This is a genomic window from Pseudomonas sp. HLT2-19-2, from assembly GCF_054898005.1.
The window spans coordinates 5,714,482-5,738,164 of sequence record NZ_CM142712.1 but is presented as its reverse complement, the minus strand read 5'-3'; the positions used below and the strand labels follow the sequence as shown (position 1 = coordinate 5,738,164).

Below are 23,683 nucleotides of genomic sequence, written 5' to 3'. Positions count from 1 at the left end.
CCAATGACCGCGTTGAAATACCTCCAGGCCTATCCCGCAGCGTTGCAGGACCAGGTGCGCCAACTGATCGCCGACGGTCGGCTAGGCGACTACCTGAGCCAGCGTTACCCGGAAAAACACCGGGTACAGAGCGACAAGGCGTTGTACACCTATACGCTGGACCTCAAGCAGGAATACCTGCGCAACGCCCCAGCCATCGACAAAGTGTTGTTCGATAACCGCCTGGATCTGACCCACCGCGCCCTCGGCCTGCACACCGCGATATCCCGGGTGCAGGGCGGCAAGCTCAAGGCCAAGAAAGAAATTCGTGTCGCTTCGTTGTTCAAGGAGGCGCCTGCCGAGTTTCTGAAAATGATCGTGGTGCATGAACTGGCGCACTTCAAGGAGTCGGATCACAACAAGGCGTTCTACAAACTGTGCGAACACATGTTGCCGGGGTATCACCAGGTGGAGTTCGATGTGCGGGTGTACCTGACGTGGCGGGATATGCAATAGAGATCAAAATATCGCAGCCGGGAGTGTTGAGATGGATGTGAGCAAAACCAAGAGCAGCTTCTATCGCCGGTTGTACGTGGCGTACCTGATTGACAGCGGGCTGGCCAGCAGCGTTCCGGCGCTGACCGAGGTGACCGGCATGCCCCGGCGCACAGCCCAGGACACCCTCTTGGCGTTGGCGGATCTGGATATTGTTTGCGAGTTCGAGCAGGAAGAAGGCGCGCGAAATCATGCCGGGCGCTATCGGATTCGCGAATGGGGGGCGATTGATCGGGGGTGGATCGAGCGTAATTTGCGGCAGATTAAAGCGGTGCTTGAGTACCCCTGAATTACCGACCCCGATCGTTCCCACGCAGAGTGGGAACGATCATTGCGGACGCCGCATTCCGATATGAGGAATGCCATCCTCGAGATATTCCTCACCCGCCACTACAAATCCGTATTTAGCGTAATACCCCTGCAAATGCGCCTGGGCCGAGAGATAAATCGGCATTTCAGGCCAGTATTTCTTAGCTTGCTTCAACGCCTGCTCCATCAGCTCATGCCCAAGCCCGGTGCCGCGCGCTTGAGGGGCAATGATCACCCGCCCGATCACCACGTCACCGCCTTGTAACTCCGGGTCGAGCAACCGCAGGTACGCCACCAGCCGATCCCCGTCCCAGGCCATTAAATGGCAGGTGTCACCTTCCAGGTCCTGGCCGTCGACGTCTTGATAAACGCATTTCTGCTCAACGACAAACACTTCTGCACGCAGCTGCAAAATGGCGTACAGCTGCTCTTTGCCAAGATCGCTGTGGTGTTTGCAGACCCAATTGATTGTCATCTTCACATTCCTTGAATAATGTCGTTCCGATACTAAGCGCCCAGACGAAAGATGTCTTTATGGCAGAGGAATCTGTGACAAAGGCCAAAAAGCCATCATTCATTTCGCGTGGCGTTGTCTTCTTTGTGTAATCTGAGATGAAGCGCTGTGCGGTGGCTTCGATGAGTTAATGTTAGTTCTTGGGTTTGGCAGTACAGGGAGCCTTGGAGTTTTGGCTGAAAACATGTCGGGCGTCCCGCCCTCTAAGGATTTTCTAGCATGCCGCGATTGCATCGAGCCTTTGCTTTGATTGGGTTGCTGTTGCTGACTCAAGGCGCGGCAGCGGAAAAGCTGCGATTGGTGGCTGATGCCTGGCCGCCCTTTACCGACACCACGCTGGTCAACGGTGGGTTGGCCACGGACATCGTCAGCACCGCGCTGGCCCGGGCCGGCTATGCCAGTGAGTTCGAACAAGTGCCTTGGGCGCGGGCGTTACTGGGGGTGGGCGAGGGTCGATACGACGTGTTGGTCAACGCCTGGTACACCGACGAGCGCACGAAAATTGGCCAGTTTTCCGGCGAATACCTGCTCAACCGTGTGCGGTTTCTCAAGCGCAAAGACACACCGATCGAATACAACAACCTGCAACAACTGCATACCTACCCGATAGCGGTGGTGCGCGGTTATGCCTATTCGCCGGAGTTTGATGGCGACGTGTCGCTGCAGAAGGTCCCGGTGCACAGCTTCTCCATGGCTGTGCGCATGGTCGCCGCGGACCGGGTCAAATTGACGCTGGAAGACGAATACGTCGCACGTTACTACCTGGCCCAGGAATCTTCCAAGGTGCGCAATGCCGTGGAGTTTTTGCCCAAGCCGCTGAGCGAGAACAGCCTGCACATCCTGGTCAGCCTGAAGAACCCCAGGCATGCACAGATCGTCGCCGGTTTCGACCGCGAGATCGCGGCGATGAAAGTGGATGGGAGTTACGAGAGGTTGATGAAACGCCATGGAATGTGATGATCGTTCCCACCACTCTGCGTGGGAACGATCTCAGGTTTCGCGGGTGTCTTTAATGAGATGCGTTGCCAACGTGCGCAATGGCCCAAGCTGTCGGCAGATCAATGCCAACTGCGTCTGCACCAATCGTTGCCCTTCATCGATTTCGTCCGGCATCTGCTCAAGCGTATTGGCCAGTGCCTCTTCCTCATCGCTTTGAATCGCAATCGGCAGTTTGCTCGCCAGGCCTTGGGCAATTTCATCGAGGCTGGCGGCCAGTTTCACGCCGGCACCGTCGATCAAATGCTCGTGTACGTCCGGCGGTAGCTGGGTGTCTCGGTGTGCGCCCAGTCCGGATAAATAACTGAGCAAGGTGTGCGACAGCACCAGGAAGCGAAAACCGACATCCGCTTCCTTACGGAAATGCCCCGGTTCCATCAGCATGTTGGCGAGCGTCGTCGATAGCGCCGCATCAGCGTTGTGCGCGTTGCGGCGGGCCAGGCGATAAGCCAGGTCGTCGCTTTTGCCGGCGGCGTATTGCTGCATGATCTGATGCAGGTAAATGCTGTTGCAGGTCAGCGTGTTGGCCAGCACTTTATTCAGGCGTCGGCCCTGCCAGTCCGGCAGGAACAGGAATACCGCCAGCCCGGCGATCAGGCTGCCGAGCAAGGTATCGAACAGCCGCGGCAGGAGCAACCCGTAACCATCCCCGACCTGGTTGAAGCAGAACAGCACCATCAAGGTGATCGCGGCTGTGGCCAAGGTGTAGCGGGTGGTGCGGTTGATAAAGAACACCACCCCGGCGGCGATCGCAAAGCACGACTGGACCAACGGATTCGGAAACAGATCGAACAGCGCCCAGGCCACCGTCAGGCCGATGGCGGTGCCGATGATCCGCTGGCCGAGTTTGCGGCGGGTGGCGCCGTAGTTTGGCTGGCAGACAAACAGCGTGGTGAGGATGATCCAGTAACCCTGGGACGGGTGGATCAAATGCACCATCGCGTAGCCGATGCTCAAGGCCAGGGGCAAACGCAGGGCGTGACGGAACAGTAACGAGGTCGGTGTCAGCTGGGTGCGCAAGCGTATCCAGACATCTTTGAGGCTGCGTGGCGAACGGTCGAGTAGGCTGCTGTCGGTGGCGTCGGCCAGGGCATCGGGGTTGCTGGCGTCGCTGAGCAAACGGTCGAGCGTGCCGAGGTTGGCCGCCAGTGCCCGCAACGAGCGCAACAACCCGCGCCAGGCCGGGTTGCTCTGAATGCGCAGGTGTTCGAGGGAGGCGTGCAGATCGCTCAGGGCTTCGGCGAAGCTGGCGTCATAGATGAACGGCTGGCGCATCTGGATCGACTCGGCCAGCGCCCGGCAGGCCTGGCCTTGCTGGCGCAGCAGGCGCTGACAACGGAACATCACGTCGCTGTGAAAGAAGGCATCGGCCAGGGCGTTGTAAGGGTAGTGCGAGGAGCTGGCGCGCTCGTGGATGTCCTGGGCGAGGAAGTACAACTTCAGGTATCGGCTGAGTTTCGAGCCCGGTCGACCGTTGCCCACCCGATGCAAGATGATCTCTTTGGCGGCGTTCAGTGCTGCCACGACACGACCGTTTTGCTGCGCCAGCTCCAGTCGACGCGCTTCCACGTCCAACTGGCGGATCGGCTCGAACAGCGACGATTTCAGCTTCAGGTAAAAACCCAGTTCACGGAACAATCGCGCCAGGCTTTGCTGCACCGGCTGATTGGAAAACAGCGCCTGCCACAGCACCGAGAGCAAACCGTACCAGGCCGCACCGGCCACCAGTAGCACCGGCTCGTGCCAGAAATCGGTGACGGCGCCGCCGCGCTGGTCCACGCCGATCATGGTGTAGACCGACAGAATCAACGTCGCCGAAGCAATCGCGCCATAGCGTTCGCCGAGGGCACCGAGCATGGTCAGGCCGAAACTGGCCAGCGCCAGGGCGATGATAAAAATGATGGGGTAGGGGAAGAGCAGTTCGACGGAGAAGGCGGCGACGCTGAAACACACCAGCGTCACGGCCAGTGCGTTGAGGCGGCCCTGCCAACTGTCGTCGGTCTCGGCCAGGGCGCTGGCGATGATCCCGAGGAACAGCGGGATCAGCAGCCCCATTTCATCCATATACCAACACAGCGCCATGCTGCCGGTCAGGGCGATGAACACCCGCACGCTGTAGCTGAATTTATCCAACGCCCAGAGGCGACGCAGAGACTGATTAAACGGGGTCGATGGCATGAAGTGCGGAGGCCTTCCGAGGCAATGACGCTAAATTGAGCCAGTAATGACGTCGACGCAATGGCGCCGATCACATCTGACAGCAAAATCTGTTCCTTGATATCAACCACAGTTGTTTTGTGTGGGTCAGACGAATTGCGCGGCGGCGTAACCCGAGGCCCAGGCCCACTGGAAGTTGAAGCCGCCCAGGTGACCGGTGACGTCGAGTACTTCACCAATGAAATACAGGCCGGGGCTTTTCAGCGATTCCATGGTCTTGGACGAGACTTCTCGCGTATCGACGCCGCCCAGGGTCACTTCGGCGGTGCGGTAGCCTTCGGTGCCGGCCGGCACGACTTTCCAGCTCGCCAGTTTTTCCGCGATGTCGGCAATTTCCGCGTGGGTGTACTGCTTCATCGGTTTGGACACGAACCAGTTGTCCGCCAGCAGGTTGGCCATCTTCTTGGTGAAGATTTCACCGAGCAGGGTTTTAAGCTCGCTGTTCGGACGCTCGGCCTGCTGCTGTTGCAACCAGGTCGGTACGTCGTAATCCGGCAGCAGGTTGATCTCCACCGTATCGCCGGACTCCCAGAACGACGAGATCTGCAAAATCGCCGGACCACTGAGGCCGCGGTGAGTGAACAGGATGTTCTCGCGGAAACTCTGGTCATTGCAGCTCACCAGGCAATCCACCGATGTACCGGACAGCTCGGTGCAAAGCTCCTTGAGCTGATCGGTGATGGTGAACGGCACCAAACCTGCGCGGGTCGGCAGCAAGTCGTGGCCGAACTGCTTGGCCACTTGATAACCGAAACCGGTCGCACCCAGCGTCGGGATCGACAAGCCGCCCGTGGCGATCACTAACGATTCGCAGGTGATCTGGTCGAGAGTGGTTTGCAGCAGGTAGCCGCTTTCCATTTTCTCGATGTGCTGGATAGAGGTGTCCAGGTGCAGGCTGACGCCGACCTGATCGCACTCGTTGAGCAGCATCTCGAGGATGTCGCTGGATTTGTTATCGCAGAACAATTGGCCGAGTTTTTTCTCGTGGTAGGGCACGCCGTGTTTGGCGACCATCCCGATGAAATCCCACTGGGTGTAGCGGGCCAGGGCCGATTTGCAGAAGTGTTCGTTCTGCGAGAGGAAATTGTTCGGTTCGGTGTACATGTTGGTGAAATTGCAGCGGCCACCGCCCGACATCAGGATTTTCTTGCCGGCCTTGTTCGCATGGTCGAGCAACATCACCTTGCGCCCGCGCCCGGCGGCGGTCAGCGCACACATCAAACCTGCGGCGCCAGCGCCAATGATCACGACTTCGGTAGAGCGCAAAACGGTGTCCTCTTAATGTGTCACCACAAAACAAACTGTGGGATGTGCGCTGTTCTTACAGGATGCGCACGCGCAGCGAACGGCCTTTGATCTTGCCGTCGTTCAGACGCTGCAGGGCTTGCTTGGCGATCCCGCGTTCAACAGCCACATACGCCTGGAAGTCGAAGATCGCGATCTTGCCTACCTGAGCGCCTGGAATACCGGCATCGCCCGTCAGTGCACCGAGAATGTCGCCCGGACGAACCTTGTCTTTACGGCCAGCGCCGATGACCAGCGTGCTCATTACCGGCAGCAGCGGTGCGCCGCCTTGGGACTTGAGGTTGTCCAGTTGATCCCAGCTCAACGGCGACTTCTGAAGTTGCTCGATGGCCTGGGCGCGGTGCGCTTCGGACGGCGCGACCAGGCTGATCGCGATGCCTTTCTCACCCGCACGACCGGTACGGCCCACACGGTGGATGTGGATTTCCGAATCACGGGCCAGCTCGACGTTGATCACCATATCCAGCGCATCGATGTCCAGACCGCGAGCGGCGACGTCGGTGGCGACCAGCACCGAAGTACTGCGGTTGGCAAACATCGCCAGCACCTGGTCGCGGTCACGCTGTTCCAGATCACCCTGCAGACCGACGGCGGAAATGCCTTTGGAGGTCAGGTGATCAACGGTTTCCTGAACCTGCTGCTTGGTGAAGCAGAACGCTACGCAGGAAGCTGGACGGAAATGCGCGAGGACTTTGACCACCGCGTCCATGCGCTCTTCCGGAGAGATCTCGTAGAAGCGCTGCTCGATCTGCGTATCGTCGTGGAACGCCTCGGCCTTCACGATCTGAGGGGTGCGCATGAATTTCGACGCCAGTTGCTTGATGCCCACCGGATACGTGGCGGAGAACAGCAGGGTCTGGCGGCGCTCCGGGGTCTGCGCAATGATTTCTTCGATGGAGTCGTAGAAACCCATGTCGAGCATGCGGTCGGCTTCATCGAGGATCAGCGTGTTCAGGCCGTGGAGCACCAGCGAACCCTTGCGCAGGTGCTGTTGAATGCGCCCGGGAGTGCCGACGATGATGTGCGCGCCGTGCTCCAGTGAACCGATCTGCGGGCCGAACGACACGCCGCCGCACAGGGTCAGGACCTTGATGTTGTCTTCGGCGCGGGCCAGACGACGGATTTCCTTGGCGACCTGGTCAGCCAACTCGCGAGTCGGGCAAATGACCAGCGCCTGGCAACCGAAGAAGCGCGGATTGATCGGGTTCAACAGGCCGATACCGAAGGCGGCGGTCTTGCCGCTGCCGGTCTTGGCCTGGGCGATCAGGTCCATCCCCTTGAGGATCACCGGCAAGCTTTGCGCCTGGATCGGCGTCATCTGGGCATAACCGAGGGAGTCGAGGTTAGCCAGCATGGCGGCGGACAGCGGCAAAGTATTAAAAGCGGTGGCGATGGTGGTCACGGGACTGGCCTGCAAAACAAAATGTCGCGCAGTGTACCAGCCCGGTGGCCATTCGCCCTAAGGCTCTATGTGCTCTTCCGGACGCTTGACGCGCCGTCCGTCTTCCTTTGAGAGCTGTGAGAAGATCGTCGCGGCCAGCATCGCCATGATTCCGACCGTCACAAACGTCAATTGGAACGCGCCCAAAACCGTGTCCACGCCATCGTTTCTGACTTCGGCAGTGAAACCACCGAGTAGCGCACCGGCACAGGCAACGCCGAGGCTCAGGGACAATTGCGCGACCACCGACAGCAGGCTGTTGCCGCTGCTGGCGCTGGCGTCGTCGAGGTCGATCAAGGTTACGGTGTTCATCGCGGTGAACTGCAAGGAGTTGATCGCGCCGAGGATCGACAGCATCACCAACAGCAACCAGTACGGTGTTTGCTCGCTGACCAGACCCATGCTTGCCAGCATCAGCCCCAGCGCCAACGTGTTGCCGGTGAGCACCATGCGATAGCCCAAACGTTCGATCAGCGGCCGGGCCACCGACTTGGCGACCATCGCCGCCGCCGCCAGCGGTAGCATGCTCATCCCGGCCTGAGACGGCGAATAACCTAGCGCCACTTGCAGCAGCAACGGCACGAGGAACGGCAGGGCGCCGCTGCCCAGTCGGGCGAACAGGTTGCCGAGGATGCCGACGGCAAACGTCCGGGTCTTGAACAGCGACGGCGCGAACAGTGGATTTTCAATGTGCCCGGCCCGTAACCAGTAGGCCGCCAGACAGGCCATGCCGCCGAACAGCAGCAACATCACGCGCAAGTGCGGCAGGTGCAATTCGCCGAGACCTTCCATGGCGATGGTGATCAGCACCATCGCTGCGCCAAACAGCAAAAAGCCCAGGCTGTCGAAACGCGTACGTTCGCTGCCACGCAGATCGGGGATGAATTTCCACACCGCGTAACACCCGACGGCGCCCACGGGCAGGTTGATCAGGAAGATCCAATGCCAGGTCAGGTATTCCACCATCCAGCCGCCCATGGTCGGGCCGATCAGCGGGCCGAGCAGGCCGGGAATGGTGATGAAACCCATGATCCGCACCAGCTCCGAGCGCGGGTAGGCGCGCAGCACCACCAATCGTCCGACCGGCAGCATCAGCGCACCGCCCAGGCCCTGGATCACCCGCGCGCCAATCAGCATGCTCAGGGTGCTCGATAACGCGCAGAGCAACGAGCCGAGGCTGAACAGCAGAATCGCGCCGAAGAAGATTTTCTTGGTGCCGAAACGGTCGGCGATCCAGCCTGAGGCGGGGATCAGTAAGGCGACGGTGAGCATGTAGGCGATGATCACGCCCTGCATGCGCAGCGGGTCTTCGGCCAAGTCCCGGGCCATGGCGGGCAGGGCGGTGTTGAGGATGGTGCCGTCGAGGGATTGCATGAAGAAAGCGATCGCGACAACCCACGGAACCCAGCGGGCGGTGACAGCGTCGAGAGGCGGGCGGTTGGGCATGGGACCTCTTGTTGTCGGAGATGATCGTTCCCAGGCTCCGCGTGGGAATGCCTCAATGGACGCTCCGCGTCCGCTTCGGCAGGGACGCGGAGCGTCCCAGGCTGCATTCCCACGCGGAGCGTGGGAACGATCTGTGTCAGAGGGTCAAGGTCAGTTTGCTGATCAGCGCACCTGGCAACAACGCCGAGGCCGTGGCCCGCTGGCTATAGGTACTGGCCGACAACATCAGCTCGCGCTCTTCGGTCAATGCTTCCAGCTGCGATCCCAGCAAACTGTAGGCACTGTCATCAAACCGCATCGTACTCACCGGCGCCTGAATCTCGCCGTTCTCGACCCAGAAGGTCGCAAACCGCGTCATGCCGGTCAGGCGTGCCGCCGGCTGGTCCGAGTAGTTCAAGTACCACAGGTTGCTGATGTACAAGCCAGTGCCCAATTGCTTGAGAATCTCTGCGTCAGGCAACGTACCGGCCGCCATGTTCACTGCGCTCGGCATCTCACCACCGCTGGCACCGTTGGCGGTCAGACCGTACTCGGCCGCACTGCGTGAACTGACCATCTGCGCGCCGGCCTTGCCGTTGACGATCAACCCAAGATCGCTGCGCGGATAACCTTCGCCGGAGAATGCCGGGCTCATCGAACCGCTGACCTTTTCATCGACGGACACCAACGGGCTGAACGCACTGTCGCCCGCGTAAAGCTTCTGCAGCGGACTGTTTTTGCTGGCAATCGACTGCGCCGAGAAACCACCCCAGCCCAGCATGTCCATGATTTCCCCTAGGGCTGCCGGCGCCAGATAGGCGCGGTACTGACCCGGCGCCAAGGTGTGTTGCGGTCTGCCGAGAAACGCCAACTGCTCGCGTGCCTGTGCAAAGCGCTTGGCAAACCCTTCGCTGTTCCAGTCGTTCCCGGCGTAACTGGCTTTCACCGCCTGGCCGTTGTCATGGAACAGGCTGAAGTCGAAGTTGAAGCTGTTGGCCTGGTGCCAACCGAACGCACCCGAAGAACTGGCGAAACCGCGGCTGATCGGGCCGGCAGCATAGAAGCCCACCAGGTCCAGCCCTTCGGCGGCCTGGGTGATTTCAGCGACCACTTGCTCGGTGTCAGGCAGTTGATGCTCCTGCACGTTCTTGCTCTGCCAGCCATTGTGGTTGAGCAGCAGGTACGGATCCTGCGGCAACAACGGCAATGTTTCGCGCAACTGTTGCAGACCTTCGGCGAGGCGCTGAACATCGACTTCGGCATCACCGGAAAGGGTGATGTTGAGGTCGGCATGCCGGCCATCGTTGATCAGTTTGAAACCGACACTCGCCTGCTGCACCTGACCGGCCTGACGAACCTTGGCGTGGTTGAAGCGCACGAAGGCCGACGATTCGGCGGCGTAGCTGAGGGTGAATTGTTCCGGCTCGCGAATCGCATCGCGCAGCCAGTTGACCAAAGCCTTGAACGACTCGGCCTGATTTTTTGAAGTGCTCATCAGGCATCTCCCCCAAATACATCTACGTTGCTGAACACACAGGCCGGCGACGCATGCCCGACGCGAATGACCTGATTCGGTTCGCCCTTGCCGCAGTTCGGCGTGCCCAGGACCTTGACGGTGTTCGCATCGCCGACGGCGCTGAGGCTTTTCCAGAACTGTGCGGAAATCGCCCGGTAGTTGGGGTTCTTCACCACGCCTTTGAGTTCGCCGTTTTCGATCAACTGAGCCCATTCGCAGCCGAACTGGAATTTGTTGCGCGCATCGTCGATGGACCACGAACGATTGGTCGACATCATGATGCCGTGTTCGATGTTGCCGATCAGTTGCTCCAGCGGTTGATCGCCGGGCTCGATGTTCAGGTTGGCCATGCGGTCGATTGGCGGGCGGTTCCAGCCGCAGGCGCGGCTGTTGGCGACGCCGTCCATGCCGGCACGGAATTGCGACAGCGCACCACCTAATGGGCGCAGCAGCAAACCTTCGCGGATCAGAAACTGTTTGCTCGCGGCAGTGCCGTCGTCGTCATGGCCGTAGCTGGCAAGCTGTTCAGGGATATCCGGGTCGAAGGTCACGTTGAGCAGTTTGGAGCCGTATTGCAGATGGCCGAAGTCTTCTGCCTTGACGAAACTGGTGCCGGCGTAATTGCGTTCATCGCCCAGGATTCGGTCCAGCTCTAGCGGGTGGCCGATGGATTCGTGGATCTGCAGCATCATTTGGTCCGGCATCAACAGCAGGTCGCGCGGGCCTTGCGGGGTGTTCGGTGCCAGCAGCAATTGCAGCGCTTGATCAGCGACTAGCGGGCCGGCGCCGACCAGACCGCAACGGCTGATGACATCGAAGCCACCCTGTTGGCCGAAGTTCTCGCGGCCCAGGGTGCGGGTCTGGCTGTCGCTGCCGTCGTAGGCGGTGACTTCGAGGCTCGGGTAGACGAAACGCTGGGCCTGGCGCAACTCAGCGCCGGCGCTGTTGAGGTAGATCTGCTCGACGTGGGTGATGCCGATGCTCACCTGCCAGTTCACCAGTCGCTCGTCCTTGGGCACGGCGGCGGATTCGGCGCCGAGCAGTTGGTAGCAATCGCTCAGGGACGGGAAGGGCTGGTCCAGGTTCGGTGAAAAGTAGTCGGCGCGGTCGCTGGAGACGGCTTGCTCGCGCAGGTCGAGCAAGGCGTGGGGCTTGAGTCGACGGGCTTGTTGCTCGGCACGCTCCAGGGCGGCTTGCAGGCCTGATTGGGACAGGTCGTTGGTCGCGGCGTAGGCTTCGACGCCGTTGACTCGAACGGTCAGCATCGCGCCTTCGTCACGGCTCAGGCTCGGAGGTTCGGCGACATTCTTGCGCACCGACAGGTATTGACCGGACTCGCGCACATAACGCAGCGAAAAGAATTCAGCGCCCGTGCGCAAGGCAGCGAAGCGCTGCTTGAGCTGGGGGTGGAAATCGAACATTCGGGAACCTCCTTGGTATGGAGTGGCGGTGTATCGATGTTGCGAGGGGGTGAAACGTTTGCGTGGCGCTAGATTAGGCCTGCGTGGGGGTAGGATCAAGGGCGGAGCGGTGTGGGAAGGGATTACCAGGGTGTGTCAGATGGAGATGTGTCGTTTGGTCGGGCCTCTTCGCGGGCAAGCCTCGCTCCTACACGGAAACACGATCCCATGTAGGAGCGAGCGGTGCGACGATTCGACTTGCCCGCGAAGGCCGCACCTCGGTGTAACGGTCTTACTGCGCGGTAAGGCTCACATCCCGCATCGGCTTGCCACGCACCGGTGCATCACCGGCCACGAAGTAGTTGGCGGTGCTGCGCGGCAATGACTGGCGACCACGGATCTTGTCGGCGATTTTCTCGGCGATCATGATCGTTGGTGCGTTCAGGTTGCCAGTGGTGATGATCGGCATGATCGAGGCGTCGACCACGCGCAGGGCTTGCATGCCATGCACACGACCTTCGGCATCAACCACCGCCATTTCGTCGGTGCCCATCTTGCACGAGCAGGACGGGTGGAACGCGGTTTCGGCGTGTTCGCGGATGAACTTGTCCAGCTGCTCATCGGTTTGCACGTCGATGCCGGGGCTGATTTCGCGGCCACGGAAAGCGTCCAGCGCAGGCTGTTGCATGATTTCACGGGTCAGGCGGATGCCGTCACGGAATTCCTGCCAGTCCTGCTCGGTGGCCATGTAGTTGAACAGGATGCTCGGGTACTCGCGCGGATCCTTGGACTTGGCCTGAATGCGACCACGGCTCGGCGAACGCATGGAACCCATGTGCGCCTGGAAACCGTGCTCTTTCACACCGTTGCTGCCGTTGTAGTTAATCGCGACCGGCAGGAAGTGGTACTGAATGTTCGGCCAATCGAATTCTTCGCGTGTACGGATGAAACCGCCGGCTTCGAACTGGTTGCTGGCGCCGATGCCGGTGCCGTTGAACAGCCACTCGGCACCGATGGCTGGCTGGTTGTACCAGAGCAGCGACGGGTACAGCGAAACCGGTTGGGTGCACGCGTATTGCAGGTACAACTCGAGGTGATCCTGCAGGTTTTCGCCGACGCCTGGCAGGTCGTGAACCACCGGGATGTCGAGCGTGTTCAGCAGTTCGGCCGGGCCGACGCCGGAACGTTGCAGAATCTGCGGCGACGCGATGGCGCCGGAGCACAGCAGCACTTCTTTGCGGGCGCGGGCTTCAACGCGCTCTTCTGCGGCGCCGATCAAATAACGCACGCCGACTGCACGCTTGCCTTCGAACAGAATCTTGTCGGTCAGGGCGTGGGTGACGATGGTCAGGGTCGAGCGCTTCTTGGCGATGTCCAGGTAACCGCGAGCGGTGCTGGCGCGACGACCGTTCGGCGTCACGGTGCGGTCCATCGGGCCGAAACCTTCTTGCTGATAACCGTTGAGGTCTTCGGTACGCGGATAACCGGCTTGCACGCCGGCTTCAACCATCGCGTGGAACAGCGGGTTGTTGCCGGCTTTCGGCGTGGTCACGCTGACCGGGCCGTCGCTACCGTGGTAGTCGTTCGCGCCGATGTCCCGAGTTTCAGCCTTGCGGAAGTACGGCAGGCAGTTCAGGTAGTCCCAGTCTTCCAGACCTGGCAGTTTCGACCAGTTGTCGTAATCCATCGCGTTGCCGCGGATGTAGCACATGCCGTTGATCAGCGAAGAACCACCCAGGCCCTTGCCGCGACCGCATTCCATCCGGCGACCGTCCATGTGTGGCTCTGGATCGGTTTCGTAGCCCCAGTTGTAGCGACGACCTTGCAAAGGGAACGCCAGGGCGGCCGGCATTTGCGTGCGGAAGTCCAAGCGGTAGTCCGGGCCGCCTGCTTCGAGCAGCAGGACGGTGACGCCTTCGTCTTCAGTCAGACGGGTCGCCAAGGTGTTACCGGCCGAGCCGGCACCGATGATGATGTAATCGAATTCTTGGGACATTAAATGCACCCTCTTTGAAGTTGGTCAGGTCATGGCCATGGCGAGTGCTGCGCACTCGTTCGCGGGCAAGCCTCGCTCCTACAGGTTTTGCGTCGTGCACAAAACCGCGGCAAACCCCGATCCTGTAGGAGCGAGGCTTGCCCGCGAAGGCGGCCTCGCAGGCGAAGCAGATGCCTGCTTAGAAAACCGAGGCGTAATCGCCCAGTTCGACCTGTACCGATTTGATGCGTGTGAAGTTGTTCAGCGAGCTGATGCCGTTCTCACGGCCCACGCCCGACTGCTTGTAGCCGCCGACCGGCATCTTGGCGTCGGACTCGCCCCAGGCGTTGATCCAGCAGATACCGGCTTCCAGTTGGTGAATCACGCGGTGAGCGCGGTTCAGGTCTTTGGTGACGATGCCCGCCGCCAGGCCGAAGTCGGTGTCGTTGGCACGACGGATCACTTCTTCTTCGGTGTCGTAGGTCAGGATGGCCATGACCGGGCCGAAGATTTCTTCGCGAACGATGGTCATCTCGTCGGTGCAGTCGGTGAACACGGTCGGTGCCACGAATGCGCCTTTGGCGAAGTCGCCGTCGGTCAGGCGAGTACCGCCGCACAAGACGCGAGCGCCTTCTTCCTTACCTTTGGCGATGTAGCCCAGCACGCTTTCCATGTGGGCGAAGCTGACCAGCGGACCGAAGTTGGTGTTTTCGTCTTCCGGGTTGCCGATACGGATGCGCGCAACGCGCTCAGCGATCTTGGCTTCGAAAGCCGCTTTCAGGTGAGTCGGTACGAACACGCGAGTGCCGTTGGTGCAGACCTGACCGGAGCTGTAGAAGTTGGCCATCATTGCGGTGTCGGCGGCGCGATCGAGGTCGGCGTCGTCGAAAATGATCAGCGGAGATTTGCCACCCAGTTCCATGGTCACGTCTTTCAGCGAAGACGCGGAAGCGCTGGCCATGACCTTCTTGCCGGTGTCAGTGCCGCCGGTGAAGGAGATTTTTTCGATGCGTGGGTGCTCGGTCAACCAGGTGCCGACTTCACGGCCGCTGCCGGTCAGCACGTTGAACACGCCAGCCGGAACGCCGGCTTCGGTGTAGATCTCGGCCAGTTTCAAGGTGGTCAGGGAGGTGACTTCGCTTGGCTTGAAGATCATCGCGTTACCGGCTGCCAGGGCAGGGGCGGATTTCCACAGGGCGATCTGGATCGGGTAGTTCCACGCGCCGATACCGGCCACGACGCCCAGCGGCTCGCGACGGGTGTAAACGAAAGACGTAGTGCGCAACGGAATCTGCTCGCCTTCGATGGCCGGCACCAGACCTGCGTAGTACTCCAGCACGTCAGCGCCGGTAACGATGTCGACGTAACGGGTTTCGGAGTACGACTTACCGGTGTCCAGGGTTTCCAGGGCGGCCAGTTCATCGTTGCGCTCGCGCAGGATGTCCACGGCACGGCGCAGGATGCGCGAACGCTCCATGGCGGTCATCGCGGCCCAGATTTTCTGGCCCTTTTCAGCGCTGACGACAGCGCGCTCAACGTCTTCCTTGGTCGCACGCTGTACTGTTGCGAGGACTTCACCGTTAGCCGGGTTGATGGCTTCGAAGGTGGCGTCGCTGCTGGCGTCGGAGTAACCGCCATCGATGTAGAGTTTTTGCAATTCGAAACGGGCCATAGTGTCCTCGCAAGTGCATAAGTGGTTGGCGTAGGCCGCTGGAGTGATGCCATAAGGTTGTGGCAACACCGATCAGCAGCAGTTCAGGGGCTGAGCGTTTTATGTGTGCTCTAACTCACCTGCTTGGCCAATTGGAAATCCATGTATTCGTAAGCGATCTGGTGCGCCTGCCCGGTGTCGAAAGCATCTCCCGACAGCGCGCCGCGCAACCACAAGCCGTCAATGAGGGCTGCCAGGCCGCGGGCGGCGATGCGCGCTTGATCAAGCGGCAACACACGGCGGAACTGGCAGCACAGGTTGGAATACAGGCGGTGATCGTTGATCCGCTGCAACCTGTGCAATGACGGGTGGTGCATGCTGGTAGCCCAGAAGGCCAGCCAGGTTTTCATTGCCGGGCCATTGACCTGGCTGGCGTCGAAGTTGCCTTCGATGATCACCTGCAGATGTGCCCGTGGGCTGTCATCTGCCAGCGCCTGACGGCGCGCGGTGACGTTCTCGCTGAGGACACTCATCAGATACTGCGCCGTGGCAGCGATCAGGCCGTTCTTGTCCTGAAAATAGTGACTGATGATGCCATTCGAGACACCGGCCAAACGGGCGATCAGCGCAATGCTGGCGTCCCCCATTCCGACCTGATCAACCGCCTGCAATGTGGCTTCGATCAACTGCTGGCGGCGGATGGGTTGCATACCGACCTTGGGCATCTTGCACATCTCCTTAGGCCTTCCGGTGGACGTAAAACGTCTATCGGATTAAGGGCCAGTCTATTTTGTTTTGATTGAACGTTCAATCAACAAAGAATAAGATCTGCGACAATTCGTCGCTGCCTACAGGTTTTTCCTACGCGTAGCCGGCGGAAAAACGACATCTGAAAACGCTCGAACCCCCCAGCGCACTGGCGCTTCAAGGCTTCGGGCTTTTTTCGGGGTGTCTTTATATCACCCGCCGGTCTGCTGCCAACTAGCCGATTAGTCGGGTACTGCGTTGCCTTGTGTTCTTCTCTCGCACTGCCTGGAGCATCTGTGCCATGAGTTCTGCCTCTCTTATAAAGACCCCACCCGAGAAGGTGACGGTCAACGGTTGGGTGTTTTACACCTCTACCGCGTTGATCCTGCTGTTGACCGCCATTCTGATCATCGCCCCGCAAGAGGCCGGCAGATTGCTTGGTATTGCCCAGGCCTGGTTGTCCCGCAGCTTCGGCTGGTACTACATGGTGGTGATCGCCGCTTACCTGGTCTTCGTGCTCGGCCTGGCGTTTTCGTCCTACGGCAAACTCAAGCTGGGCAGTAAGGACGACACCCCGGACTTCAGCTATGGCGCCTGGGCGGGGATGCTGTTCTCGTCGGGTATTGGCATCTCGCTGTTGTACTTCGGTGCTTCCGAGCCGCTGGACCACTACTTCAATCCGCCGGAAGGCGTGGCCGGCAGCAACCTCGCGGCACGTCAGGCGGTTCAGCTGACGTTCCTGCACTGGGGCCTGCATGGCTGGGCGATCTACGCATTGGTCGGCTTGGCCGTGGCGTACTTTGCATACCGTCATAACCAGCCGCTGGCGTTGCGTTCGGCACTGTATCCGCTGGTCGGCGAGCGTTGGGTCAAAGGCGCGGCCGGTCATGCGGTGGACGGCTTCGGCATGTTCGTGACCCTGCTGGGTCTGGTGACGAACTTGGGGATTGGTTCGCTGCAAGTGTCGTCGGGCCTTGAAAACCTGTTCGGCATGGAGCACAACAACACCAACCTGCTGATCGTGATCATCGTGATGAGCACCGTGGCGACCATCGCTGCCGTGTCTGGCGTGGAAAACGGTATCCGTCGTCTGTCCAACCTGAACATTGTGCTGTTCAGCGGTCTGCTGATTTTCGTGCTGCTGTTCGGCCCGACCCTGCACCTGCTCAACGGCTTCGTGCAAAACGTCGGCGACTACCTGAACAGCGTTGTGCTGAAGACCTTCGACCTCTATGTGTACGAAGGCGACAGTGATAAATCCGACCGCTGGTTGGGCCTGTGGACCCTGTTCTACTGGGCCTGGTGGATTTCCTGGGCGCCATTTGTAGGCATGTTCATTGCGCGTATTTCCCGTGGTCGCACGGTGCGTGAACTGGTGGCCGGTGTGCTGCTGATCCCGCTGGGTTTCACCTTGGCGTGGCTGTCGATCTTCGGTAACTCGGCCCTGGACCTGGTGATGAACCACGGGGCGGTGGAACTCGGGAAGACGGCGCTGGAACAACCGTCCATGGCGATTTACCAATTGCTGGAGCATTACCCTGCGTCGAAAATCGTCATCGGCGTGTCGATCTTCGTCGGTTTCGTGTTGTTCCTGACCCCGGCGGATTCCGGCGCGGTAATGATGGCCAACCTTTCGTGCAAGGGTGGCAACGTTGACGAAGATGCGCCGCACTGGCTGCGGATCTTCTGGTCGGTGATGATCACGCTGGTGACGATCGGCCTGTTGTTCGCCGGTAACTTCGAAGCCATGCAAACCATGGTGGTGCTGGCCGGTCTGCCGTTCTCGGTGGTGCTGGTGTTCTTCATGTTCGGCTTGCACAAGGCGATGCGCCAGGACGTTCAGATCGAACAGGAGCAAGCGGAACTCGCAGCGCGCGGTCGTCGTGGTTTCAGCGAGCGTTTGACTCAGCTGGACTTGCAGCCGAATCAGTCGATCGTTCAACGTTTCATGGACAAGCAAGTCAGCCCGGCGCTGGAAGAGGCTGCGGTGCAACTGCGTACTCAAGGCCTGGACGTGCAAACGTTGCTGGGCAAGGCCAAGCGTTGCATGGGCCTGCGGATCGAGATGGAAGAGGGCAACCCTTTTGTCTACGAAGTGAGCCTGGACGGCTATTTGGCAGCGGCGAGCGACACGGTTTCGGCTGAGAGTGCTGATGAACCGCGCGCACGTTACTACCGCGCCGAGGTGTATTTGCACAATGGCAGCCAGGATTACGACTTGATGGGCTTCACTCAGGATCAGATCACCCGTGACGTGCTCGATCAGTTTGAAAGCCATCGGCAGCTCCTTGGCCGGGTTTATAGCTAATGTTGAAGGGCGCGGTGCATCAGATGCACCGCGTCGCATCCTTCGCGGGCGAGCCTCGCTCCTACAGGATTTCCGTGAACTTGTAGGAGCGATGCTTGCTCGCGATGAGGCCATCAGCCGCAAAGGTGCTTTACCCGATATCCCGTAAACAAAAACGCCGCGATCCTCTCGCGGCGTTTTTGTGTCTGCTGCCTTACCCCAGATTCTTGCCAAGCAGCGCGTGATACAGCTCGCTGTCACCCAGAATCCCGACCACCTTGTTGTTGTCGTGCAGCACCAGCTTATTACCCGTCTGATATCGAATCTGCAGCGCGTCGCGCATGCCGATGTTCGAATCCACCAGCGTTGGTCGACGACCCAAGCCTTCAACCGCTTGCCCGGGAATCCAGTTCTGCAGGTCCAGGCTCGCGCCGTTCTGGCGTGCGCCTTTGATGGTGTTGCCTTCGGCCAGGTCCAGCCAGGAGTCGCCACCCGGATCGAGGCATACCGAACCGTTGATGCGTTTGCAGTTGTCCAGGGTGCGCATCAGGCTGCGACCGCACAACACGTTCAGCGGGTTGGTATGGGCGACGAAGGTCCGCACATAGTCGTCCGCAGGGTTCAATACGATCTCTTCCGGCTTGCTGTACTGGACGATGCGACCGTCTTTCATGATCGCGATACGGCTGCCCAGCTTCAGTGCTTCATCGAGGTCATGGCTCACGAACACGATGGTTTTGTTCAGCTTGCTTTGCAGCTCCAGCAGTTCGTCTTGCAGGCCCTGGCGGATCAGCGGGTCGAGGGCCGAGAACGGTTCGTCCATCAGCAGAATGTCGGCATCCATCGCGAGCGCGCGGGCCAGGCCCACACGTTGCTGCATACCACCGGAGAGCTCGTCCGGCTTCTTGTTACGCCACTGGGTCAGGCCCACCAGCTCAAGTTTTTCATCGACCAGTTTTTTCCGTTCCTTCTCAGGTCGTCCCTGCATTTCCAGACCGAAGCTGATGTTCTCGCGAACGGTCAGCCAAGGCATCAGGGCGAACTTCTGGAACACCATCGCAATGCGCTGGGTGCGCATCATTTTCAGTTCCGCCGGGGTGCAGGAAGCGATGTCGATCTGCTTGCCTTCGTGCTCGACGAACAATTTGCCGCGACTGACGGTGTTGAGGCCGTTGATGCAGCGCAGCAAGCTGGACTTGCCGGAGCCGGACAGGCCCATCAGTACGCAGATTTCACCCTTTTCGACGTCCAGGCTGGCCTTTTCGACGCCGACAATCTGCCCGGTCTTTTTCAGGATCTGGTCGCGGGTCATGCCTTGATCGAGGAGTTTCAAGGCCTCGCGCGGGTCTTTGGAGAAGATTACGTCGACGTCTTCGAAGCGAATAATGCTCATGCGTCACCCCCTACTTTGGCTTCGGGTTGTTTGCAGATACGGTCGAGCATGATCGCCAGCAGTACGATCGCCAGGCCCGCTTCGAAGCCCAGGGCGATATCAGCAGTGTTCAGTGCGTTGACCACGGGTTTGCCCAGGCCGTCGGCGCCCACCAGTGCCGCGATCACCACCATCGACAACGACAGCATGATGCACTGGGTGATACCGGCCGCGATGCTTGGCATGGCGTGGGGCAGTTCAATCCGTGAAAGCAGTTGACGGCGCGAGCAGCCGAAGGCTTTGCCGGCGTCCATCAGTTCCTGCGGAACATCGCGAATACCCAGGTAAGTCAGGCGGATAGGTGCGGCAATCGCGAACACCACCGTAGAAATCAGGCCCGGGACCACACCCAGACCGAAGAGGGTCAGGGTAGGAATGAGGTACACGAAGGTCGGCACGGTCTGCATCAGATCGAGCACCGGACGCATCAGTGTGTAGAACATCGGTTTGTGCGCGGCGACGATGCCCAACGGCACGCCGATGACCACGCAGACCAGGGTGGCGAACAACACCTGGGCAAGGGTTTCCATGGTTTCCTGCCAGTACCCCAGATTGAGGATCAGCAGGAAGGAGGCGATGACAAAAACGGTCAGTCCCCACTTTCGTTGAATGAAGTGTGCCAGTAGCGCGATGAGGCCAATCAATGCCAGCGGGTTGAACCAGGTCAGCGCAAAAGTCACGCCGTGGATCATCGTTTCCAGTGACACGGCGATTGCGTCGAAGGTGTTGGCGCCGTGTTGCGTCAACCATTCAACGAAGCCCGCGATGTACTGGCCTAAAGGTATTTTCTGATCAATCAGCATGGTAGTGAACGTCCGCATGCAAGGAAATTAACAGCCCGGGCGACCTGGATCGCCCGGCGTAAGCGATTACTGCGCGAGCTTGGCTTTCACGGCCTCCAGGCCTGGTTTACCGTCAATGGTGGTCACGCCAGCGAGCCAGGTATCGAGGACCTGTGGATTCTTTTTCAGCCAGGCCTTGGCGGCCGCGTCAGGCTTCATTTTGTCGTCCAGGACGTTGCCCATCAGGGTGCTTTCCATGTCGAGGGTGAACGCCAGGTTTTTCAGCAACTGGCCCACGTTGCTGCATTCCTGCGCATAGCCCTTGCGGGTGTTGGTGTAGATGGTTGCCTGGCCGAAGTTGGGGCCGAAATACTCGTCGCCGCCGGTCAGGTACTTCATCTTGAAACGCGTGTTCATCGGGTGTGGTTCCCAGCCCAGGAACACCACGGCGGTGTTGCGGCGCTGGGCGCGATCGACTTGCGAGAGCATGCCTGCCTCGCTGGACTCGACCACCTTGAAGCCGGCGGCTTTCAAGCCGAAGGCGTCCTTGTCGATCATGCTCTGGATCAGACGGTTGCCGTCGTTACCCGGTTCGATGCCGTAGATCTTGCCGTCGAGTTCTTTCTTGAACTTGGCGATGTCGGCGAAATCTTTAAGACCTTTGTTATACAACTCTTCCGGGACGGCGAGTGTGTATTTTGCGTTTTCCAGGTTGGCACGCAGGGTGTCCACGGTGCCGGCATCGCGGTAGGCCTTGATGTCGTTTTCCATGGTCGGCATCCAGTTACCCAGGAACACGTCCATGTTCTTGCCGTCGGCCAGGGACTTGTAGGTCACCGGTACGGAAATCATCGTGGTTTTGGTCTTGTAGCCGAGGGCATCGAGGACGACGCTGGTGGTGGCGGTGGTGACGGTAATGTCAGTCCAGCCGACATCGGAGAAGTTTACGGTGCTGCATTGAGCCGGTTCGGCGGCTTGAGCCAGAAACGGCAGACTCAGCATGGCGGCCAACAACAACGACGGGGAACCTTTCATGGATGGACTCCTTGGTGTTTTTTTTTGGCGGTGTTCCGACTGGACCACCGCACTTATAGGTTGCGGTTGGATGGCGTTTTGGAGACAGCTCTACCACGGCGCCTTGCAATCGAGTCGATACGATCATGTACCAGTGAAAATCTGACGCCTACAGGGGGCGTCGTAACCAGTACAGGGATGGTCGCATCCAGTGTCGGTGAAGTCGTTTACAGCTATTTTCAGCCCTTTCTGCTCGTTTGAACCGTAAAGAAACCGTGAAAACGTAGCGCTGATGGCCTGCGACGTTGGTGGGCATGAGTGGGTCGGTGTCAGACGTCGAACGACATGGTAAAAGCCCGATGATGCGGCCATCCCGACGGATTGCAGCTTGAGCGTAGCAGCTCCGTCACTGGGCGCTTTTGCGTCCGGAGTTGGCACACCCAGGAGTTCGGCAGTCATGGCAATCAGCGTTTTCGACCTGTTCAAAATCGGCATTGGACCTTCCAGTTCGCACACCGTGGGACCTATGCGGGCCGCCGCGTTGTTCGTGCAAGGTTTGCGTGAGCAGGGTCTTTTGGAACGAGTGCGTCGCGTCGACGTTCAGCTTTATGGTTCGTTGTCGGCCACCGGCATCGGTCACGGCAGCGACAACGCGGTGATCATGGGCCTGATGGGCGAGTGGCCGGATGCGATCGATCCGTCGCAAATCGGCATCCGCATCGAAACCCTGCGCGAAACTCACACGCTGTTGCTCGACGGTCGCTTGTCGGTCCCGTTCATTTGGGACCGGGACATGCGCCTGATTGACGAAAACCTGCCATTCCATCCCAACGCCATGACCCTGATTGTCGAAGGCGATCACGGCGAACTGCATCGCGACACCTACTATTCCATCGGCGGCGGTTTTGTCGTCGATGAGGCGCAGGCCTCCAGCGGCGTGGTCGATCTGGATCGTACGGTGCTGCCGTACGATTTCTCCAGCGCCGACGAACTGCTGAGCCTGTGCCAGAAGCACAACTTGCGCGTTGCCGAATTGATGATGGCCAACGAGAAGGTCTGGCGCAGCGAAGAGGAAATTCGCGCCGGCCTGATGAAGCTCTGGCGCGCCATGCAGGATTGCGTGGAACAAGGCCTCAAGCACGAAGGCATCCTGCCCGGTGGCCTGAATGTGCGCCGTCGCGCAGCCAAGTTGCATCGCAGCCTGCAAGAATTGGGTAAACCCAATGTCATCGGTTCAACATTAAGTGCCATGGAGTGGGTCAACCTGTTCGCCCTGGCGGTCAACGAAGAAAACGCCGCTGGCGGGCGCATGGTCACGGCGCCGACCAATGGCGCGGCGGGAATCATTCCGGCGGTGTTGCACTACTTTATGAAGTTCAGTGAGGTGGTGACCGACGCCAACGTGGTCGACTATTTCCTCAGTGCGGCGGCGGTAGGGATTCTGTGCAAGAAGAACGCTTCGATTTCCGGTGCCGAAGTCGGTTGTCAGGGTGAAGTCGGTTCGGCCTGCGCCATGGCGGCGGCCGGGTTGGCGGAGATCCTCGGCGCCACACCGGAGCAGCTGTGCAACGCGGCGGAAATCGGTCTGGAACACAACCTCGGTCTTACCTGCGACCCGGTGGGTGGGCTGGTGCAGGTGCCGTGTATCGAGCGCAATGCGATTGCGGCGGTAAAAGCCATCAACGCGGCGCAGATGGCGCTGCGTGGCGATGGTCAGCACTTTATCTCGCTGGATCGGGTGATCCGCACGATGCGTGATACTGGCGCCGATATGCATGACAAATATAAAGAGACATCGCGCGGTGGGTTAGCGGTTAGCGCGGTTGAGTGCTGAGACCGCGATGGCGTCTGACCAGTCAAAACTGCGCTCAAAGTGAACACCCGAATCGAAACGCGCCACGTGTTGGCGCGTCGCTTACAGATAAGCGACTTCACCCAGGTCAGGGATCCAAGTTGGCCACTACCGCCTGTCACCTGTGCTTGCGGTGACACTCTCCATCCGGTCGCCGTAGCCCTGTTCCCACAAGTGCTACCGATTTGCTCACGCCCAATGGGACAGAGCGTCTCCCGCCGATAATGGCACTTATAACCCCCACTCGCCGCGCGGCTTATATAGACACGCTGCGACGTCGTTTTCA

18 protein-coding genes are annotated in these 23,683 nt (G+C 59.8%); 5 read left to right on the top strand and 13 right to left on the bottom strand.

Translation table 11 applies throughout. From position 1 onward, the window contains the following. The first annotated feature begins 3 nt into the window (after nucleotides 1–3). Together ACYZTU_RS27015 and ACYZTU_RS27010 are read left to right on the top strand one after the other, a co-directional pair. On the top strand, nucleotides 4–495 hold the full coding sequence (locus ACYZTU_RS27015; RefSeq protein ID WP_033060381.1) for a M48 metallopeptidase family protein: 492 nt from the start codon (nucleotides 4–6) through the stop codon (nucleotides 493–495). Nucleotides 496–526: 31 nt separating this feature from the next. Beyond that, nucleotides 527–823, top strand: a complete 297-nt coding sequence (locus tag ACYZTU_RS27010; RefSeq protein WP_461966817.1) for a winged helix-turn-helix domain-containing protein — start codon at nucleotides 527–529, stop codon at nucleotides 821–823. Nucleotides 824–862: 39 nt separating this feature from the next. Here the strand turns inward: ACYZTU_RS27010 and ACYZTU_RS27005 are convergent, their stop codons facing one another. Next, on the bottom strand, nucleotides 863–1,318 hold the full coding sequence (locus ACYZTU_RS27005) for a GNAT family N-acetyltransferase (protein WP_461966816.1): 456 nt from the start codon (nucleotides 1,316–1,318) through the stop codon (nucleotides 863–865). Between the two features lie 258 nt (nucleotides 1,319–1,576). Between ACYZTU_RS27005 and ACYZTU_RS27000 the strand changes: the two genes are divergently transcribed. Beyond that, nucleotides 1,577–2,314, top strand: coding sequence for a substrate-binding periplasmic protein (locus ACYZTU_RS27000; protein WP_461966815.1), 738 nt, complete (start codon nucleotides 1,577–1,579; stop codon nucleotides 2,312–2,314). A gap of 33 nt (nucleotides 2,315–2,347) precedes the next feature. Here ACYZTU_RS27000 and yccS read toward each other — a convergent pair whose 3' ends face one another. The 9 genes from yccS to betI all read right to left on the bottom strand — a co-directional run bounded on the left by yccS (nucleotide 2,348) and on the right by betI (nucleotide 16,008). Next, nucleotides 2,348–4,531, bottom strand: coding sequence for a YccS family putative transporter (yccS, locus tag ACYZTU_RS26995; protein ID WP_461966814.1), 2,184 nt, complete (start codon nucleotides 4,529–4,531; stop codon nucleotides 2,348–2,350). 126 nt (nucleotides 4,532–4,657) lie between these two features. Continuing rightward, nucleotides 4,658–5,836: a BaiN/RdsA family NAD(P)/FAD-dependent oxidoreductase gene (locus ACYZTU_RS26990; protein WP_449645628.1), complete on the bottom strand. Its 1,179-nt coding sequence runs from the start codon at nucleotides 5,834–5,836 to the stop codon at nucleotides 4,658–4,660. Between the two features lie 55 nt (nucleotides 5,837–5,891). Further along, entirely contained in the window at nucleotides 5,892–7,229 is a 1,338-nt protein-coding gene (dbpA, locus tag ACYZTU_RS26985; protein WP_461971177.1) for an ATP-dependent RNA helicase DbpA, read from the bottom strand. A 105-nt stretch (nucleotides 7,230–7,334) separates the two neighbouring features. Beyond that, on the bottom strand, nucleotides 7,335–8,762 hold the full coding sequence (gene mdtD / locus ACYZTU_RS26980) for a multidrug transporter subunit MdtD (protein WP_449645629.1): 1,428 nt from the start codon (nucleotides 8,760–8,762) through the stop codon (nucleotides 7,335–7,337). 136 nt (nucleotides 8,763–8,898) lie between these two features. Beyond that, nucleotides 8,899–10,236 (bottom strand): TldD/PmbA family protein, encoded by a 1,338-nt coding sequence (locus tag ACYZTU_RS26975; RefSeq protein ID WP_461966813.1) that lies wholly within the window; start codon nucleotides 10,234–10,236, stop codon nucleotides 8,899–8,901. Continuing rightward, nucleotides 10,236–11,678: a TldD/PmbA family protein gene (locus ACYZTU_RS26970; RefSeq protein WP_461966812.1), complete on the bottom strand. Its 1,443-nt coding sequence runs from the start codon at nucleotides 11,676–11,678 to the stop codon at nucleotides 10,236–10,238. The genes ACYZTU_RS26975 and ACYZTU_RS26970 overlap by 1 nt, the downstream gene beginning before the upstream one ends. A gap of 271 nt (nucleotides 11,679–11,949) precedes the next feature. Further along, nucleotides 11,950–13,653, bottom strand: a complete 1,704-nt coding sequence (gene betA / locus ACYZTU_RS26965; RefSeq protein ID WP_461966811.1) for a choline dehydrogenase — start codon at nucleotides 13,651–13,653, stop codon at nucleotides 11,950–11,952. A gap of 178 nt (nucleotides 13,654–13,831) precedes the next feature. Further along, on the bottom strand, nucleotides 13,832–15,304 hold the full coding sequence (gene betB, locus ACYZTU_RS26960; protein WP_461966809.1) for a betaine-aldehyde dehydrogenase: 1,473 nt from the start codon (nucleotides 15,302–15,304) through the stop codon (nucleotides 13,832–13,834). A gap of 110 nt (nucleotides 15,305–15,414) precedes the next feature. Continuing rightward, entirely contained in the window at nucleotides 15,415–16,008 is a 594-nt protein-coding gene (gene betI / locus ACYZTU_RS26955; RefSeq protein ID WP_449645634.1) for a transcriptional regulator BetI, read from the bottom strand. 380 nt (nucleotides 16,009–16,388) lie between these two features. Here betI and ACYZTU_RS26950 point away from each other — a divergent pair, with 380 nt between their 5' ends. Continuing rightward, complete coding sequence (locus ACYZTU_RS26950; RefSeq protein ID WP_461971175.1) at nucleotides 16,389–18,338, top strand: BCCT family transporter; 1,950 nt, start codon at nucleotides 16,389–16,391, stop codon at nucleotides 18,336–18,338. 193 nt (nucleotides 18,339–18,531) lie between these two features. Here the strand turns inward: ACYZTU_RS26950 and choV are convergent, their stop codons facing one another. The 3 genes from choV to ACYZTU_RS26935 all read right to left on the bottom strand — a co-directional run bounded on the left by choV (nucleotide 18,532) and on the right by ACYZTU_RS26935 (nucleotide 21,566). After that, a complete protein-coding gene (gene choV, locus ACYZTU_RS26945; protein WP_309677858.1) occupies nucleotides 18,532–19,710 on the bottom strand; it encodes a choline ABC transporter ATP-binding protein in 1,179 nt (392 codons plus the stop codon). Continuing rightward, on the bottom strand, nucleotides 19,707–20,552 hold the full coding sequence (gene choW, locus ACYZTU_RS26940) for a choline ABC transporter permease subunit (RefSeq protein ID WP_449645635.1): 846 nt from the start codon (nucleotides 20,550–20,552) through the stop codon (nucleotides 19,707–19,709). The genes choV and choW overlap by 4 nt, the downstream gene beginning before the upstream one ends. Before the next feature lie 66 nt (nucleotides 20,553–20,618). Next, nucleotides 20,619–21,566 carry a choline ABC transporter substrate-binding protein gene (locus ACYZTU_RS26935; RefSeq protein ID WP_461966807.1) on the bottom strand — a complete coding sequence of 316 codons (948 nt, stop codon included), beginning with the start codon at nucleotides 21,564–21,566 and terminating at the stop codon, nucleotides 20,619–20,621. 436 nt (nucleotides 21,567–22,002) lie between these two features. On the opposite strand from ACYZTU_RS26935, the gene ACYZTU_RS26930 reads away from it, so the two are divergent. Further along, the gene (locus ACYZTU_RS26930; RefSeq protein WP_461966805.1) at nucleotides 22,003–23,379 is read left to right on the top strand and encodes an L-serine ammonia-lyase; all 1,377 of its coding nucleotides are present in this window, start codon (nucleotides 22,003–22,005) and stop codon (nucleotides 23,377–23,379) included. Nucleotides 23,380–23,683 lie beyond the last annotated feature (304 nt).

What these genes read in the sequence shown, in the direction of transcription:
- ACYZTU_RS27015 (WP_033060381.1), top strand. Translation starts at nt 4, where the DNA reads ATGACCGCGTTGAAATACCTCCAGGCCTATCCCGCAGCGTTGCAGGAC.
- ACYZTU_RS27010 (WP_461966817.1), top strand. Translation starts at nt 527, where the DNA reads ATGGATGTGAGCAAAACCAAGAGCAGCTTCTATCGCCGGTTGTACGTG.
- ACYZTU_RS27005 (WP_461966816.1), bottom strand. Translation starts at nt 1,318, where the DNA reads ATGACAATCAATTGGGTCTGCAAACACCACAGCGATCTTGGCAAAGAG.
- ACYZTU_RS27000 (WP_461966815.1), top strand. Translation starts at nt 1,577, where the DNA reads ATGCCGCGATTGCATCGAGCCTTTGCTTTGATTGGGTTGCTGTTGCTG.
- yccS (WP_461966814.1), bottom strand. Translation starts at nt 4,531, where the DNA reads ATGCCATCGACCCCGTTTAATCAGTCTCTGCGTCGCCTCTGGGCGTTG.
- dbpA (WP_461971177.1), bottom strand. Translation starts at nt 7,229, where the DNA reads ATGCTGGCTAACCTCGACTCCCTCGGTTATGCCCAGATGACGCCGATC.
- mdtD (WP_449645629.1), bottom strand. Translation starts at nt 8,762, where the DNA reads ATGCCCAACCGCCCGCCTCTCGACGCTGTCACCGCCCGCTGGGTTCCG.
- ACYZTU_RS26975 (WP_461966813.1), bottom strand. Translation starts at nt 10,236, where the DNA reads ATGAGCACTTCAAAAAATCAGGCCGAGTCGTTCAAGGCTTTGGTCAAC.
- ACYZTU_RS26970 (WP_461966812.1), bottom strand. Translation starts at nt 11,678, where the DNA reads ATGTTCGATTTCCACCCCCAGCTCAAGCAGCGCTTCGCTGCCTTGCGC.
- betA (WP_461966811.1), bottom strand. Translation starts at nt 13,653, where the DNA reads ATGTCCCAAGAATTCGATTACATCATCATCGGTGCCGGCTCGGCCGGT.
- betB (WP_461966809.1), bottom strand. Translation starts at nt 15,304, where the DNA reads ATGGCCCGTTTCGAATTGCAAAAACTCTACATCGATGGCGGTTACTCC.
- betI (WP_449645634.1), bottom strand. Translation starts at nt 16,008, where the DNA reads ATGCCCAAGGTCGGTATGCAACCCATCCGCCGCCAGCAGTTGATCGAA.
- choV (WP_309677858.1), bottom strand. Translation starts at nt 19,710, where the DNA reads ATGAGCATTATTCGCTTCGAAGACGTCGACGTAATCTTCTCCAAAGAC.
- choW (WP_449645635.1), bottom strand. Translation starts at nt 20,552, where the DNA reads ATGCTGATTGATCAGAAAATACCTTTAGGCCAGTACATCGCGGGCTTC.
- ACYZTU_RS26935 (WP_461966807.1), bottom strand. Translation starts at nt 21,566, where the DNA reads ATGAAAGGTTCCCCGTCGTTGTTGTTGGCCGCCATGCTGAGTCTGCCG.
- ACYZTU_RS26930 (WP_461966805.1), top strand. Translation starts at nt 22,003, where the DNA reads ATGGCAATCAGCGTTTTCGACCTGTTCAAAATCGGCATTGGACCTTCC.